The sequence below is a fragment of the Xenorhabdus griffiniae genome (assembly GCF_015163655.1).
Taxonomy (GTDB): domain Bacteria; phylum Pseudomonadota; class Gammaproteobacteria; order Enterobacterales; family Enterobacteriaceae; genus Xenorhabdus; species Xenorhabdus griffiniae.
Window position 1 is genome coordinate 1 of the sequence record NZ_JADEUF010000098.1, and the last position, 15,564, is coordinate 15,564.

Consider the following 15,564-nt stretch of genomic DNA (forward strand, 5'->3'; position numbering starts at 1 on the left):
CAGGGAGCGCCTGTCCGTAAAATCCAAAATACCCCATTGATAAAACGGCGATTATCTTCAGCAACACGTCCCCAAGCGCCCTGACGTCCAGGTAGATGAGGTTCAAGCAGAACCCAAATATGATCTGAAATATCGTGACGGCGGTGTGCAGGTATACTCATGGTTAATCAGCTCTTTTGATGGAAGAAGAAATATTATCGCATATCGCACAATTTACCTCATGACGATACTGTCTAGGGCCTGTTCAATCCATTCAAGCGGTATAGATTGCTGAAACGTCGATAATGACTTAGGTGCAGCAAATGTCTCCATATCGAGTAACCAATGATTAAGCAAAAAATACCCTCATGACCTAATAGTGATGAGGGTATTTTGAATTAACCTGAGGATCAGTCAATTGCTCTAAGCAGGTAATCCCTTAACTGAATGGTGTTACGCTTTATCGTGACTTTTGTCAGGTGGGTATTGTCTGGCGAAGAGCGGCGCCTACCATCAAAAGGCCTGATCCGGAGTATGACGAAAAAATGGCAAAAATCACCGAAGCCTTAGCCAACGCATCAGAGCAACAGCTTGTTTTTTATGAAGACGAAGTCGATATCGATCTGAATCCTAAAATCGGGGTAGACTGGTGTCTAAAAGGACAACAAAAACGCGTGATGACGCCGGGGAAAAACCAAAAGCACTACCTTGCAGGCTGCCTTGATGCCCGAACAGGTCAAGTGACCTATATCGGTGGTATAAAGAAAAACGCTGATTTATTTATCAACATGTTAGAGAAAATTAATCGTCAGTATCGTCAAGCCAAAAGTATCACGTTGATTTTGGATAATTATGGTATTCACAAAAGCCATAAAGTCAGGGAATGGCTAAAACAAAATCCTCAATTTAACCTGTTATTTTTACCGGTTTATTCACCATGGCTAAATAAGATTGAACGCCTGTGGCAATCCTTGCATGAAACCGTCACCCGAAATCATTGCTGTCAGTATATGTGGCAACTCTTAGCGTGCGTTGAAGAATTTATGATTGCATTTTCATTAGGGCAACAACCGGGAATGAAAAAAATGAGTGTATCGTTATTATGAAAGCTTATTTATTACCTAAACAAGATGTCAATATTGGCCGAATCGCTCTTTGAGGGCATCTATAAAGCAACGAATCTTCGCAACTGGGCGTTGGGTGGATGGTGTTAGAACGTGCATGGGACGCGCTGGGGTCTGATAATCCGTTAAGATTTGAGCTAAGCGACCACTATTGATTTCATTTTGTAATATATCTCTTGGACCAAGAGTAATTCCATAGCCTTCAATAGCTGCATGTAATAGTGCTTTCCAATCGTTAGAACGAAATCTTCCCTGTGGTTTCACTTCTTCCGCTTGACCCTCTTTGATAAATATCCATCTGCAAGGCATAGAAACTGTCCAAATACCGTAAATCAGGCACGAGTGCATGGACAATTCAGACGGTGAATTAGGTGTCCCGAATCGATTTAGGTAGTCCTGGGACGCGCAGGCTATCAATTGGTATGGCCTTAATCGATGAGCAATCAAGGAACTGTCCTCCAATTCCCCGATTCGAATCGTAACTTCATACCCTTCTTGTATCGGGTCAACTATGCGATCGCTTAATGTAAGCTCGATTTCTGTGTCAGTGTAACGTCCAAGATAGTCTGTGATAAAAGGTGTTAGTGATATTGAACCGAATGTCACCGGAGCATTAACTTTTAAAATACCTGATGGTGTAGATTTTAAATCATGGACAAGAGAGTCTGCCATCTCAACTTCCGCAAGAATTAACTGACATTGAGCATAATAGCGTTGACCTATATCGGTTAAATGCTGGCGACGAGTCGTTCTGTTGAGCAATGTCACTCCCAATCTCGATTCTAACCAAGCAATGTGTTTTGACACCATCTGTGCTGACATATTTAAAACCTCTGAGGTTGCTGTGAAAGAGCCTAGCTCAGCAGCTTTTACAAATACGGCCATACTGGTGAGTCGATCCATCATTCACTCCTGTTTGTTGATTAATATTGTGGGAAATGACGATTTATCTATTATTTGTTGTTTATTATGCTCCTTTCACACACAAAAGTGAAAGGAGAAGAACATGAAAATAGGTATCGTTGGGGCTGGTTTTGTGGGTAGAGCAATCGCTAAACTTGCACTAAGCGCAGGGCATGAAGTGATGCTAAGTAATTCGCGGTCCCCCAATACACTATTCAGTTTAAAACCGATGATAGGTTGTGAGATTGGTTCTCCGGAAGATGCAGCAAGTTTCGGTGATGTCGTCGTATTGGCTATACCTATGTCAGCGATTAATGACTTGCCTGCCAAGGCATTGCAATATAAGCAAGTCATTGATGCAATGAATTATTATCCTGAACGAGATGGGATCATTGAAGAGCTCGAATCGAACACATTAACCACGAGCGAACTCATCTCTCGGGTTATTCCAACTTCACATATAACAAAGGCATTTAATGCTATTCCGATGACGGAATTAGAGCAGGATGGTTTACCTAAGGGTGAAAATAATCGACGAGCTTTACCTTTTGCTGGTAATGATGAAAAAGGAAAGAAAATTGTTACTCAGTTATATGAGGAGTTCGGTTTTGATCCGCTTGATGTTGGTTCGTTATCTGAAAGCTGGAAGTTTGAAAGAGGGCGTCCCGTTTACTGTGTACGCATGAATAAAACAACGTTAGAAGAAGCTATTAAAAATACAATGCGTTAACATCTGGCCAAGTAATTATTGCTTGTTAATTCACCACAGTTTGGTACAGAAATGATTCAGCCAGAAATGGCTGAATCAAAGTGGATTTACCCCTATATTTACATACACTTTTTATCAATTAATCCATTATTGGTTCGACACAGTAGGTATTCTCATGGCGACCCCGGTAATTGTGCATCATTACTTTTAAGTAGTAGAGCAGATTGTCGACATGACGGTGAATAATGGGGAATTCGAAACACCGCTCAAGTCCTGAAAGTCGCCACAGCCACCGTCATGAAAACGTTAAAAACCTCACGTCCCGAAACGTAACGACACTATCCCTGAATGGAAATAATATTCAAATTATCTGTGAAATAGATAAGCAATGGTCGTTTATGGTCTTGCTTAAATTGAGTGGAATAAGTTCTATTATTACGTTTTGTCATTTTACAACTCAATAATGGGATTATATTCCGTTATTAAAGTATCTTGTTTAATTAAAGTAGATCAGAGTACATCGTGCTATTTTTAATGGACAAAACTATTAAGCTATGACCAATAGAAACCAAACAGGCTTCTATTATCGAAATCATTACACTCAACGAAATTGATCGTGATGCTCACAACTGTTGTTGACTTTACTATCCCAAACTTTCATTAGTTGCGTAATGGATGACTCGAGAACACTCAGAGGAACTCCATCCCTAGCTAAAGTTGAAAATCCTGACAGGAAGCTGTCAAACATTGCAGCCATTACGGCTGGGTCCTTTTCACTTGTCAATTCACCGTTGTCTATAGCTCGCTGAATGCAGGCAGCGAATCCTTGCCGTACTTGTCCTCTGGCATCAGCCAACAGTTTTTGGATATGGTCATGCTCCGGTGAGCAAACGCTCGCTGACAGTACCAACAAACATCCAGGAGGATGGCTACATTCTGTCTGCATTTTTGCTGAGCGACGTAGAGTTAACTCAATAGCCTCTTTGGGAGAAAGCGTTTGATCCCAAAGGCTCATTCTTACTTGTCCATACGTATCGGTATAACGGATTACCACCTCTTTAAATAATGCCTCTTTGGAACCAAAGGCCGCATAGAAACTGGGAGCGGAGATACCACCCATCCCAGCTTTGAGTAGGCTTAGAGACGTTGATTCATAGCCATACTCCCAGAACAATAACATTGCTTGATTGATTGCTTCATCACGATCGAAAGTACGGGGGCGACCCATCTTAGCCATAACCATTTCCTTATTAAAAATAAACTTAAATACTATTCAATATAAAAATCATTGACAAGATAGCTTCATCATCATTACATTTTATATCAATTGGTATATAAATAATAAGGAGCCGCTTTGATGCACGAAAACACCTCTACATTTCCAGGAACAGAAAGTGAACGCCTGCCAATTCCTGGATTACCTGCACTAATGACGACGGGTTTTGCGAGCCACAGGAGCACATACCTTCCAGTCATTGAGATTTACTTGTAAATGACCTTTCATCTTTAACCATTATAGGAGTTTTAATCATGAGCTCACTCGCAGGAAAAGTCGCTCTCGTCACCGGTGGTAGCCGCGGTATTGGTGCCGCCATTGCGCGCATGCTAGCCGCACATGGTGCAGACGTTGCCATTACCTACAGTGCTTCCAAAGACAAAGCAGAGGCTGTCGCGACAGAGATTCGCGCACTTGGCCAACGTGCCGAAATCATCGCCGCCGATGCGTCCGATGCCACCCAAGTTATCGCCGCCGTGGACACAACCATCGCCAGGCTCGGGCAACTTAATATTCTGGTCAACAATGCTGGCAATTTCCTGACTGGAACCATCGATCAGCTCACGATTGACGATTTCGAGCGCACCATATCGGTCAATCTACGGGCCGTATTCGCGGCCATGATGCAAGCAGTCAAATATTTGCCCGATGGCGGACGCATCATCTCTCTAGGGAGCTGCCTCGCCCCACGTGCGGGGCGAGCCGGTATCAGCCTGTATGCCACTAGTAAATCTGCTTTGGTCGGTTTGACTAAGAGTGTCGCGCATGACTTGGGTAAACGCGGCATCACAGTCAACCTGCTCCAGCCGGGTCCAATCGACACCGATATGAACCCAGCCGATGGGCCGGGCGCGCCTTCAAATTTGGCCAAATTGGCTCTGCCTGCCTACGGCCAACCCGAAGACATTGCCGCTACCGTACTCTACTTAGCTAGCGACAGCGGACGTTATATCACCGGTGCAGTGATCGACGTGGACGGCGGTTTCAACGCTTGAATCGATCCAATCCAAACGGAAGAATACCATAATGAAGAAATCCGATACTGGCATGCGCCGTTGGTTCCTACTCCTCACTGTCTGCCTAACTGGCATCTTGACACCACTCTGTTTTACCGGTCCGGCAGTAGTATTACCATCGATTCAGCAGATATTGGGCGGTACACCTAATCAGCTTAGCTGGGTGATGAACGGCTATATCCTGACCTATGGCAGCCTGATGATGGCAGGGGGAAGTCTGGCTGACACTTATGGGCGCAAGCGGATCTGGTTGCTCGGGCTGACGCTATTCATCGTAGTCACATTTATCATTCCCTACGCGCCGTCAGTACTGTGGATAGGTGTGTTGCGTCTGTTCCAAGGCGCAGCGGGAGCCGTAGCATGTGCTGGGGGTATTTCAACCCTAGCTCAAGTCTTCCACGGCTCAACTCGCACCCGTGCATTCAGTATCCTCGGTACATGCTTCGGTGTTGCTCTGGCTTTTGGCCCATTGGCCGCAGGTTGGTTGGTTGATACTGCGGGTTGGCGCTGGGTATTTTTGGCAACCGCACTGCTCAGTATCATTAGCCTGATTTTGGCACTCTTCACCGCTGACGAGTCACGCGACCCACAGGCTAGGGGTTTAGACTGGCCTGGAGCAATTAGTTTCACCGGCTTCCTGACACTGCTGACTTACGGGCTGCTACGTGTACCGGAGCACGGTTGGAGAGATACTGGCGTAGTGGCGTCTCTGGTGGCAACCATGATATTGTTCGTCGCCTTTATCATTATAGAGAAACGACAGACTCGCCCTATGCTCGATCTATCGTTGTTCGCTAACACCCGCTTTGTAGGCGTACAACTGCTAGGTGCTTCGCCCGCGTTTTTCTATATCACGCTGATTGTGATCCTGCCAGCACGTTTCATCAGCGTAGATGGTTACAGCGCACTGGAAGCTGGACAAATTATGATCGCTTTATCAGCGCCGCTGCTGGTGGTACCTTTCATCGCTGGAGTGCTGGCTCGTTGGATATCGGCGGGTGTATTGTCGGGTATTGGCCTGTTGATCCTGGCACTGGGCTTGGCTCTATTGGGTCATAACCTAGCCGGAGGTGCTGCTAATGGCGTATTACACTGGCCAATGCTGCTGATCGGCGTAGGCATCGGCTTACCGTGGGGTCTGATGGACAGCCTCGCGGTCAGCGTGGTGGAGAAGGAACGAGCGGGTATGGCCACAGGCATCTTCAATGCGATCCGTGTATCGGCTGATGGTTTAGCACTGGCTGTATTTGGTGTGTTATTGGTGATATTGATCCAGTCTGGTTTATCCGACATCGCTTCCAACACAACATTGGGTCAAGCAGCCAGCCGTGCTGCTATTGGCGACTTGGCTGGTGCCAACACCTTGCTACCTGGATTAGAGGACGCGGTGCTACGCAGCTACGATGCAGCGTTTCGCACTACCTTGTTCATTCTATCAGGAGCTTCCGTGCTGACGGCGTTGATGATCTTGGCTCTGCTAGGCCGGGTCAATGGGCATAACGAAGGTGTGCCCGCTTAGGCAAGTCATGGTTGATGCAACTGTCTTTGTCTACTCGCTAAAAGAATTTTCCAATTTGAAATCGAGAAATCCCACCTTTATAACATGAGAAAGGCCGTGCAAATTTGCGCGGCCTTAAATTTAGAGTATGAATTTGAGCAATTTATTCATCAACCTGAACATGGATATCAACTCCTCCGTCAGGGGCAGTGATTGAACCAGACCAATTTACACACGCAGGGCTATGACCATGCATTGCCACTTCAGCTTCCGCTAACCCAGAGTACCAAATCTAGTTCGGGAAGGATGCGACGATACAGTGCGGTGTATTCTTCATCGCGTTGCTCGCTTTCACCCACACCCGGCAAATCAACAATCATCAGGCTGTGATTGCCATTACGGAGGCGAAAACGCAGCACGTCCCGGGTACAGGCCTCAACATTGCTGATAGGTGTAACTTCTCCCTGGAAGAGAGCATTGCAGAGACTACTTTTACCCGCACCGGTTTTACCCATGATGCCGATTACCGGTTCGTACTGCGTAAGGCAATGAAGACGTTCAAGGATGAGGCTGCGCAGGGTATGAGGCAGCGAAGCCAGCGGTTGTTCAAAGGCCTGAAGGCCGTCAGATTTTTGCATAGGGAGATCTCAGCGTGAAAAACAAAAAGCCCCGCGATCCGGTAAGGGATGCGGGGGATTCGCGGAGATAATATCTGTCTGAAATTATTTGGAGTGCTAGCCAAATACCAATGGCTTCGATTGTGACGATTTTAGAATGCCTAGCTGACAGATTGCTCTGTACAAAAAATGGACGTCACTAGTTCATCCCTCGACATATGCTCATACTGAATAGCGGACATCATCTTACTGAACGGAGACCCTCTATTATGCTTCGTCTGTAGAATAACCTTCCCGTCAGTATGAGCATGTCTATCGTTAATGCCTCTATCTGGTCCGGACAGAAGGCTTCGAAGCGAAGCCCCTCTTCTTTTCAGATGAGACACCGAATAAGGTCCTCAAAGTCTGCGGATGAAAGATTTCTGAAGTCGTAACTCATATAGCGACTCCGTCCGCAATATTTGGGTTACTAGCACTCGAAGCTATCTGATGGATATGAATACGCTTGTGAATATGTTGGTGATTCACGTAATACCTGTGCAAATTGCGCGTCTTGTTGGACCGATAATGAAAACCACGCTCCCCCCACATAAGCCATACCAATACCTTACTGGATTGCATCAAGTAGCGGTCAAGTAGATCACGACGTAGATAGCTGACAGAGCCACTGACGTCCGAACCATATTCGCCAACTTTGCGGTAAAGTGATGCCACACCTGCAGCATCATGCAAATCCCATTTGTTTGCACGGTACCTGAGATTCAAAGCCTCACAAAGTTGCTTTGAGGGCAGGCTCGCACCGCTGCTTTGGTTCTCCACGCTATGGTAACTCTCCCAGTTGTAGTCCTGCACGGTGATATCTACCGCAACGCCACTGCCTGACCATCTGTCTGCGGACACCAAATTTTCATCGCTATCATCCTCTTGTTCATTTGCGACTAGCAGCCCCGGAATCGACGAGAAAGGCATCTCACCCGCATAGGTGTAATAGTAGCCAGGAGCATCAGGGATGGCGCTATTGCCAGGGTATTCAAGATTAGTGAACAACCTACATAGATTGTCAACTTCTTGGCTATCTACGAATACTCCTCGCAGGAAAGTGAAAATCTGTCGGTCATCCGAGGTAGCATTTTGCTCAATAAAACCGTCAAGAAGGATCCACGGTCCTGCCATACCATCAACTTCTGTGAGTTCAAGGATGCTTAGATAGTCAGATTGCGGACCTCTTACAATCCAATCGCCAGCATCTGTCAACTGATCGTTGAATAAGGCCGGTAGTGGCAAATCAATGCTCTCAGCCTCTAGTGGGAACGTTGGATCGATATCTGCATCTGATGGGCGAGAGCTGCGGTCCTCGGAAAGAAGACCTTGCGCGTATCGTATTCCCCACATCTCGAAGTAAGCTATCCAGCTGTACTTTTTCCCATATCGATCGATTTTGTGTTTGTCTTCTCCCATGCGGGGGCCGGAGTTCATTTGCCGGTCAACGGCTTCGAACTGCTCGGGATCATATCCAAGCATCAACATTCGCGAAACAATTGCCGACAGCACCCGTTGATATTCTGGGTTGCTATCATCGTAGTTCCAGCGATCTGGAATTAGTCTCCCTATCGTGTAGTTGCCGAAGTCCATTTGAATCGCTGCGTCTTTTGCACGTTCGATCACTGCCAAGTCGTAATGCGGCAAGACATCAAACGGATTAGGCAAATGGCTAAACGGAGGAAGCAGGTGCTTTGCCTCGTCCTCAGACAAGCAAGCCGGATCAACCATCCTTGCGATGGCAATGGTTCCCAGGCAGTACTGCTGATATAGGGCATGCCAAGTAGGATGTGACCCGCCAGGTGCGAACATCGATTCATAAATCTCACGAGCAACTTGGGGTAGTGCTTCACGCATCTCCACAGCATTCATATCCGACCAAGTGGTCAAAGCCGCACCGTAGGCTGCGGCGAACATTCTCTCGGTGACATATTGGTCTGAAACGGCAATCGACTCGACAGCCAGCCCGAAAAACTCTCTTGGCCGCTTGACTGCGAATTCATACAAGGTCTTGGTGGCCAAGTCGCGCAGGCTTCTGATCGTTGACGTCAACGTCCACATCACCCATCGTGCCCGACGAGTATCTCGCTCGTCTAGAACACTCGATTTCCATCGGGACGACAGGAAATTAAAGTCATCTTCAATTTCCTTAGGTCTCTCTCTAACCCACTCAGACCAGAACAGGTCTCGCTGCGTATTTGGCATGGCCAAGAGCACGCCATGTGTGAAATCCATGTCAAACGGATGCGCTCTTGCTGCCCTGGTGCTACGAAGTCTCTTGAAAGCTAATCGTGCAAACGGCTTTGATTCCTGCATCGCGCATGCAAACTGTTCAACCGTTTCTCGACTGATGTGACGTGGGTCTGATTGCGCCGTCAACAACAGGGCGTTCATGATTAGATTCTCGTCTAGCAAGTCTTGCCAAAGCGAGCGGCGGCCACGATGTTGCGGATACAGGCCAACCAGAGCCCGAAATACATCATAGGCAAAAGTGTGCGACCCAGACTCACGGAATTGAAACTGCGCGAGTCCCTCGTTGCTTTGCAGCCAATGCACCAAGTCAAGTTTAGCAAGCAGGTGATGCGCTATCATATGTCCGGCCATCAGGTCGTATGAAAACGCGATGCCCTGGACGCCTTCTCCAGAAGTCGTTCGAACGAGTACGCCTTCGGACTCCAGCGCGCGAATGATGCTGACGTCCCAACGGCCTACGTCTCCAACTGCCGCCCGTGCCGTTTGGAACTTCACGCTTCTCGCGTTGCCATCCCAAAGGAGCCCCGCTATCGTCAGTAGTACATCTTGCACCTCTTCCTGATAGATACGATGCGCCGCCGGTGAAAGCTCAGCAATTCGTGCAGCGACCTTGTCGAAGTGAGCATCGAATAGGCTTGTAAGCGAACTGGGCAGCGCCTCCACCCCGACAAGGTGCTGGCGCCGAGGGTTCGCCACCTCACAGAAGATTTTCAGCGTCAATGGGTGCTGCAAGAACTCGATTGGTAGATCCGCGTCAGTGGCATCGATCCTGTAGTACTCAAAGTACTTCTCAATGGCCTGCTGCGGGGCTTCTTGGAATCCGTTGTGCTCAACTAGAGAAAAGTCCTCTGGCAGGCACATCGGCGCGAACTCATTACGTAGAGTGACAACCAGCAGAACATAAGGAAAGCCCTCCAGAAACTCCTGCGCTCGGGCGAGTTCATCTCTCCAGTTTCTTGGGTCTTCTGCTTCATTCAGACCGTCAATGACTATAGGGATGCGCTTGCCCGCGCGTTGACCTGCCGCATCAACGGCCTCAACCAATCGGTCGAAGCTTTCCGCAGGTCTCCCAGATATTTTGAAAGCAGACACAAGATCGTCAAGACCCTGGCCTGCGTGAAGGTTCTTGCCCAGTAGCAAGATACCACCGGGGAAATCTCCATCTGGCTCCGTCACCTTAACGGCAAGCTCGGATTTTCCTTCTCCTGCAGCTGCAAGAACGGCTACGGCTCGAACGCTGATCGATTGTTCCAGACTGAGCATCACCGATGAAAGTGCATGGATATCCGCAACCAGATTTGCGGTTAACGGTGCTCCATCTGAACGAGCCCCTCGCAACTTCGAGAGTAGCCTGTCATAGCGCACCGGTTGAGGAGGATTAGCAGCCAGCATATTTTTTATGGCGTCGAAGTCACCGCTGCCGAGTGCTGTGTGCAGGTCATCTAACAGATCAGCCGATTCGTTGGCTCTAGCCAAGAGTGAGTCAACTTCGACTTTGAGTTCAGCTTTGAGTTGACCTGTTAATGAAACAATATCCGAGCAATTTATCTTAAGGGAACTGGCGAGCGTCTCTAACGATTTCCATACACTTTGGGCACCCAAATGCCTAAGAACCTTCTCCTCGGCTGCAACGGCAACATGAACTTCTGGTTGGTAACGGCGTTTGAACGGAGCCGCAGCGAGCTTATGCTGCTCAGCAAGTAGCGCTGGTGTCAGAACAAGCTCACCGAAGTAAGTCTCTCGAAATAGAGCTCCAGGTCCGACGAGAAGTTCCTCTATATCCTCAGCAGTCAGCAGCTCCAACTTAAGTTCAGGGAAACTATCTTTCTCCAGTGCGAAAAACCACTCTTGGTCATCTTTTGTCAGGGTGTGGCGTGTCCAAAGTTTCCAATTAGTTACACCTGGGACATATTTGCGCGTCTTCTCGATACCCTCGACGATTATCTTGCGGCGTTGGGCTCCCAAACCTTGTCCATTTGCCAGTTCATACCATTTGCATTGCCAGCCAATCCAGCGCGGTGGTGTTCCGAGAGCACAAGATTCGGTCAACTCAAGGTGGAATTCTACGCCTGGCTGGTTTGCGAGTTGCTTGAAGCGCCCGAAACATCCGTAATGTCGACGCACCAAAGCACGGCAAAGCTTCTCAAAATTTTCATCTGCTGCACCGGGTAGGTTGCTGAATACATCCCAATTTGCTTCAGGCATCGGCATTCCCCTATTAGTTTGCGTCGTCGGAATCGGACGGATAGTCATGCGCTGAGAAAACTTCAACCTTTGCCCCAGCTTCGATAAACAGTTTCACGAACGCGGATACCTCTGCCTCATCAGTCGTTATTGTTATTCTATCTCCTTCACGACTTAGATGATGATCCGACACGAATTGGCCAAGATCAGTTGGTCCTAAAGTGTTGAGTTTTAAACTGCAAAGTAACGAGAGCATCTCGTCTGAAAACCGTTGATTCTTTGGCTCATCAAAAGAGATGGAGTAACAATCATCTTTCTCAGCTTGAGTTCTGAGCTTGCTAATATCCTTCTCGACCTTCTCTGCATCTTGCTCTAGCTTGAATTTTCCGATGAGAACTAAGTTCATCGAATGCTCAGAACCATATCCGCTCCAAATTTTCATTACTGTACCCCTTATTTAATATCTAAGGTATTTCGAAGTCGCTTAAGCGCTGACAGAACACCGGTTTCGCCAATATCCATACCTGTGGTTGAATAAGAATTCATACGCAATATGCCGGAAGCCTCTATGTGCGCGTAGGCTCGAAGGCCAGTCTCATTAGGAAGAGGATCGCATATGGGTAGTCCTGACGCTCCCACCTCACTTACTGCAAGTCGAACCTCTCCTCTATAGTTGGAGACCCAGTTCTTAAGCTCTCGGCCGACCACTTCATCCATACTTGCGACCGCGTTAGTTGCTTGCTGAGGCAACAACAGCAATTCACTAGCTCCAAACTGTTGCGCCAGCTCAGTTACTGCATCAAGCTCAAAGACTGTACGTTCGTTTATCACGACGTTGATTCCAAAGGACGACAATGTTGCAATTGATTCAATTCCCTTAAGTAAGTTGGTAAACGGTTTTCCGCGCAGTTTTTCATAGGTACGGCCTGTCCCGTCAACGCTAATACGCGCGAAGTGAATCGAACCTTTGAGGTGTTTAACTAATTGTTGCGACAAACGGTGACCATGAGTCGTGAATGTCACGGCAAGCTGAGTTTCCCCCGCAGCCCGTTTGCATATTTCGACGAAATCTGGATGGAGAGTTGGTTCCCCTCCGCCAAATCCGATGCCGAGGCATCCTTCAGTATCCAACTCCTTCAACCAGTCAAGAACTTGGTTAGTATGCAGCAATGCCTTGTGCTTGGGTGCAAAACAATGCGTACAGTGGAGATCACAAAGGTTGGTGAGTGCCACTGAAACTTGACGGGGAGACATCGACCAAACCGTCTCCTGAGGGTGCAGTTCGTCTAAGAGGACATTCAGACCTGTATTTCGATCGAAGAAATGCACTCCGTTTGGCCCGATTCTGGACTTCATAACACAAAGTTCCCCGCTGACTAAAATCCACAAAAGTAATAGTATTTAACATCATAGCGAGAAATCCTTTTAAAAGGATTGCGTAAGGTCCACTTTTCGCTCTCGCAGACCTTCAGCGTCACGCGCTTATCTGCTGTATGCCAGAAGCAGGCATGGTTAATACTAGAGTTTCTTAATCACTGGCCAGCTTAAGTGACACGAATAATCCTCTATAGCCAATACCGGCAAACTTAACGAGCAAAATACAGACAGTGTGTTCCTCGCATATGCCACAAAATTGGGGGTAGATCAAGAAACGAGCAGGTAAAACAGTAAGGTAGGAATCCCTGTTTAGATCCTTGTTCATTGAGAGCGTAATATATTTTTTGCGCTGTAGATTTTCTTCATGGATGTCTTTTGTGATCACGCTGCAGATGAAGAAAATAAGAATTAAGGAGCAGATCCGTGACCAGAATTTGCAAAGCCGAGATCCAGAATTTCCGAACTATCCGCTTATTGAGCTGGCAACCTTAACCAAGCCTCAACTGCCTGATTGGCCCAGGAGACAGCGGTAAGACCACTATTCTCGATGCGATTGACCTTTGCCTTGGTGCCCGCCGCAATATCAGTTTCGCCGATACTGATTTTTATGGGCTGGATGTCACCCAGCCCATCAGCATCACGCTGACACTTGGCTCGTTGCCCGATGCTCTGATGCGCTTAGATTCGTACGGAAATTATTTACAGGCCTTCAACCGCGCAAACGGGTTGGTCACCGAAGAACCTGAACAGGGTCTGGAAACGGTTCTTTGCTTACGTTTGGCGGTGGATAGCGAGCTGGAGCCTGTCTGGTCGTTGGTATCACAGCGCGCTCAGGCACAAGGGCAGGAGCGCAATATTGCCTGGAAGGATCGGTTGCTGTTAGCCCCAGCCCGGCTCGGGGCTTATGCTAGTTCCAACCTGTCATGGACACGCGGTTCTGTACTCAATCGCCTGACAGCGGAGCGGCCAAATCTTGGTGCTGAATTGGCCAATGCGGCACGCCAGGTCCGAAATGGTTTCGGAGATCAGGCCGGTGTACAGCTGGCAGCAACACTGCAAATTGTGACCCAGAAAGCCAATGAACTTGGCGTGCCTGTAGGTGGTGGCACCCAGGCATTGCTGGACGCGCACGCCGTATCGATCGGAGACGGAGCCATTGCGCTACACGATGCTACAGGGGTGCCCTTGCGCTCACTGGGAACAGGCTCATCCCGTCTACTGGTCGCAGGTATGCAGCGTGCAGCAGCGCAGCAGGCGTCTGTCGTTCTGGTCGACGAAGAAAAGAGCTCACTGGAGAGCTATCTTACCTCATGCCATTGCGAATAAGTTGGCAGCGTCCGCACTTAACAGTATTCCCGTTGCTCAACTTAGGGCGACTTTTGAAGCTCCGGATTGTGAGCGTTTATTAGGTTGTGTCCCTTAATTATATAATCTCCGGTAAAAGAGCCGAATGCAGCCTAATTTCACCATGGACAGGTCGTTCCGCGCTGTCTTTTCATAACGTGTTGCGATACGCCGATTTCCTTTGAGAAAGCCAAAACAACGTTCGACAACATTCCGGTTACGGTAAGCCTGTTTATCAAATTGAACACGACCATCATTCCTTCCTTTTTCATTGATTTTATAAGGAATAATGCTCTTTATTTTCAATTTACACAGGTAACCGCGGAGTTTTCCTCCCGAATAACCTTTATCTGCCAATACGGCTTTGCCACGCCGTTTCATAAAGCCATTCTTGCGTTGGACGCCAACGCCGTTGAGCAACGGGATTGCCGTTTGGCTTTCATGAGCTTGGCCCGCCGTCAACATCAGGTTGAGAGGGAACCCTTTTCCGTCAGTGGCCAAGTGGATTTTGGTGCCATAATCACCGCGTGAGCGACCCAGCGCATGATCGGCAGCGATATCGGGATGTTTTTTTTCGCCCCGGCGGCATCTTTACTGGCACGAACATTGCTGCCGTCCAGACAAATTTCAGCCCAGTCTATTAAGCCTTTTTCATCCAGAATGGACAGTAATCGATTAAAGAGCTTATTGATAAGGCCTGATTTTGACCAACGGTTAAATCGGTTATAAACCGTTTTCCAAGAGCCGTAGCGGTCAGGCAAATCGCGCCAGGGCGCGCCTGAACATAGCACCCAGAACATGCCATTCATCACCCGACGATGTTCAACATGTGGACGGCCTGCCCGTTTTGAACGAACAGGAGGTAAACAAGGTTCTATCACTCTCCAAGCATTATCAGGAATGTCGTAGCGGGCCATCATTTTATTCCAGTATTAAAATCAATTGGATGATAATACTACTAATTTATATTAAGGGACACAGCCTAGCGCTATCAGTCGCGTCCCTTTAAGAGAATAACTTCAGAGTGATTTCTACGCTTTATCAAGTTGTTATGTTTCTCATGACCCCAGGTGTGCTGCGGGTTTCGCTGTTGTGAGTGGAGTTATTATCCGTATTGATTAGTCGGTATATGTAATATATACCAATCGTCATTGAAGATGCTTGATTTTTTATCCTAATCCGATCATGCTTGCGACCATGAAAATTCATCTGACACCAGAACAAAAACGCGCCCTTGAATTGATG

The 15,564-nt window shown here is 47.7% G+C and carries 13 protein-coding genes and 2 pseudogenes; 7 read left to right on the forward strand and 8 right to left on the reverse strand.

The window, feature by feature from the left end; genetic code table 11:
* A partial coding sequence (locus IQ211_RS14250) for a transposase (protein WP_193836405.1) occupies positions 1–161 on the reverse strand: 161 nt, incomplete at its 3' end.
* A gap of 273 nt (positions 162–434) precedes the next feature.
* Between IQ211_RS14250 and IQ211_RS14255 the strand changes: the two are divergent.
* Positions 435–1,085: pseudogene (locus IQ211_RS14255) on the forward strand (IS630 family transposase); the annotation flags it as partial.
* Between the two features lie 27 nt (positions 1,086–1,112).
* Here IQ211_RS14255 and IQ211_RS14260 read toward each other — a convergent pair.
* A complete protein-coding gene (locus tag IQ211_RS14260; RefSeq protein WP_189760764.1) occupies positions 1,113–2,006 on the reverse strand; it encodes a LysR family transcriptional regulator in 894 nt (297 codons plus the stop codon).
* Positions 2,007–2,109: 103 nt separating this feature from the next.
* Between IQ211_RS14260 and IQ211_RS14265 the strand changes: the two genes are divergently transcribed.
* Positions 2,110–2,736, forward strand: a complete 627-nt coding sequence (locus IQ211_RS14265; protein ID WP_189760765.1) for an NADPH-dependent F420 reductase — start codon at positions 2,110–2,112, stop codon at positions 2,734–2,736.
* A 580-nt stretch (positions 2,737–3,316) separates the two neighbouring features.
* Here the strand turns inward: IQ211_RS14265 and IQ211_RS14270 are convergent.
* On the reverse strand, positions 3,317–3,952 hold the full coding sequence (locus IQ211_RS14270; RefSeq protein WP_189760766.1) for a TetR/AcrR family transcriptional regulator: 636 nt from the start codon (positions 3,950–3,952) through the stop codon (positions 3,317–3,319).
* A 120-nt stretch (positions 3,953–4,072) separates the two neighbouring features.
* On the opposite strand from IQ211_RS14270, the gene IQ211_RS19920 reads away from it, so the two are divergent.
* The 3 genes from IQ211_RS19920 to IQ211_RS14280 are packed head-to-tail and all read left to right on the forward strand — an operon-like array spanning position 4,073 to position 6,526.
* Positions 4,073–4,207, forward strand: a complete 135-nt coding sequence (locus IQ211_RS19920; protein WP_262985613.1) for a hypothetical protein — start codon at positions 4,073–4,075, stop codon at positions 4,205–4,207.
* 35 nt (positions 4,208–4,242) lie between these two features.
* Complete coding sequence (locus IQ211_RS14275; protein ID WP_282885646.1) at positions 4,243–4,986, forward strand: SDR family NAD(P)-dependent oxidoreductase; 744 nt, start codon at positions 4,243–4,245, stop codon at positions 4,984–4,986.
* Between the two features lie 31 nt (positions 4,987–5,017).
* A complete protein-coding gene (locus IQ211_RS14280) occupies positions 5,018–6,526 on the forward strand; it encodes an MFS transporter (protein ID WP_223281819.1) in 1,509 nt (502 codons plus the stop codon).
* Between the two features lie 254 nt (positions 6,527–6,780).
* On the opposite strand, the pseudogene IQ211_RS14285 reads toward IQ211_RS14280, so the two are convergent.
* The 4 genes and pseudogenes from IQ211_RS14285 to IQ211_RS14300 all read right to left on the reverse strand — a co-directional run.
* Positions 6,781–7,143 (reverse strand): annotated as a pseudogene (locus tag IQ211_RS14285) (YfjP family GTPase); the annotation flags it as partial.
* Positions 7,144–7,557: 414 nt separating this feature from the next.
* Positions 7,558–11,619 carry an NACHT domain-containing protein gene (locus IQ211_RS14290; RefSeq protein ID WP_189760768.1) on the reverse strand — a complete coding sequence of 1,354 codons (4,062 nt, stop codon included), beginning with the start codon at positions 11,617–11,619 and terminating at the stop codon, positions 7,558–7,560.
* Positions 11,620–11,632: 13 nt separating this feature from the next.
* Positions 11,633–12,040 carry a DUF6375 family protein gene (locus IQ211_RS14295; protein WP_189760769.1) on the reverse strand — a complete coding sequence of 136 codons (408 nt, stop codon included), beginning with the start codon at positions 12,038–12,040 and terminating at the stop codon, positions 11,633–11,635.
* Positions 12,041–12,051: 11 nt separating this feature from the next.
* On the reverse strand, positions 12,052–12,852 hold the full coding sequence (locus IQ211_RS14300; RefSeq protein ID WP_223281820.1) for a radical SAM protein: 801 nt from the start codon (positions 12,850–12,852) through the stop codon (positions 12,052–12,054).
* A 500-nt stretch (positions 12,853–13,352) separates the two neighbouring features.
* On the opposite strand from IQ211_RS14300, the gene IQ211_RS14305 reads away from it, so the two are divergent.
* Complete coding sequence (locus tag IQ211_RS14305) at positions 13,353–13,508, forward strand: hypothetical protein (RefSeq protein WP_189760771.1); 156 nt, start codon at positions 13,353–13,355, stop codon at positions 13,506–13,508.
* A 19-nt stretch (positions 13,509–13,527) separates the two neighbouring features.
* Positions 13,528–14,301, forward strand: a complete 774-nt coding sequence (locus IQ211_RS14310) for a hypothetical protein (RefSeq protein ID WP_399478412.1) — start codon at positions 13,528–13,530, stop codon at positions 14,299–14,301.
* A gap of 93 nt (positions 14,302–14,394) precedes the next feature.
* On the opposite strand, the gene IQ211_RS14315 is transcribed toward IQ211_RS14310, so the two are convergent.
* Positions 14,395–15,236 (reverse strand): IS5 family transposase gene (locus IQ211_RS14315; RefSeq protein WP_189760773.1). Its coding sequence is split into 2 segments (ribosomal slippage): positions 14,395–14,894 and positions 14,894–15,236, totalling 843 coding nucleotides; the frame shifts between segments, so codons are not numbered across the junction.
* Positions 15,237–15,564: the final 328 nt, after the last annotated feature.

Bases quoted from the DNA above. Each gene is read 5' to 3' on its own strand.
- IQ211_RS14265 (WP_189760765.1), top strand. From the start codon at position 2,110: ATGAAAATAGGTATCGTTGGGGCTGGTTTTGTGGGTAGAGCAATCGCT.
- IQ211_RS14270 (WP_189760766.1), bottom strand. From the start codon at position 3,952: ATGGCTAAGATGGGTCGCCCCCGTACTTTCGATCGTGATGAAGCAATC.
- IQ211_RS14280 (WP_223281819.1), top strand. From the start codon at position 5,018: ATGAAGAAATCCGATACTGGCATGCGCCGTTGGTTCCTACTCCTCACT.
- IQ211_RS14290 (WP_189760768.1), bottom strand. From the start codon at position 11,619: ATGCCTGAAGCAAATTGGGATGTATTCAGCAACCTACCCGGTGCAGCA.
- IQ211_RS14300 (WP_223281820.1), bottom strand. From the start codon at position 12,852: ATGTCTCCCCGTCAAGTTTCAGTGGCACTCACCAACCTTTGTGATCTC.
- IQ211_RS14260 (WP_189760764.1), bottom strand. From the start codon at position 2,006: ATGGATCGACTCACCAGTATGGCCGTATTTGTAAAAGCTGCTGAGCTA.
- IQ211_RS14295 (WP_189760769.1), bottom strand. From the start codon at position 12,040: ATGAAAATTTGGAGCGGATATGGTTCTGAGCATTCGATGAACTTAGTT.
- IQ211_RS19920 (WP_262985613.1), top strand. From the start codon at position 4,073: ATGCACGAAAACACCTCTACATTTCCAGGAACAGAAAGTGAACGCCTG.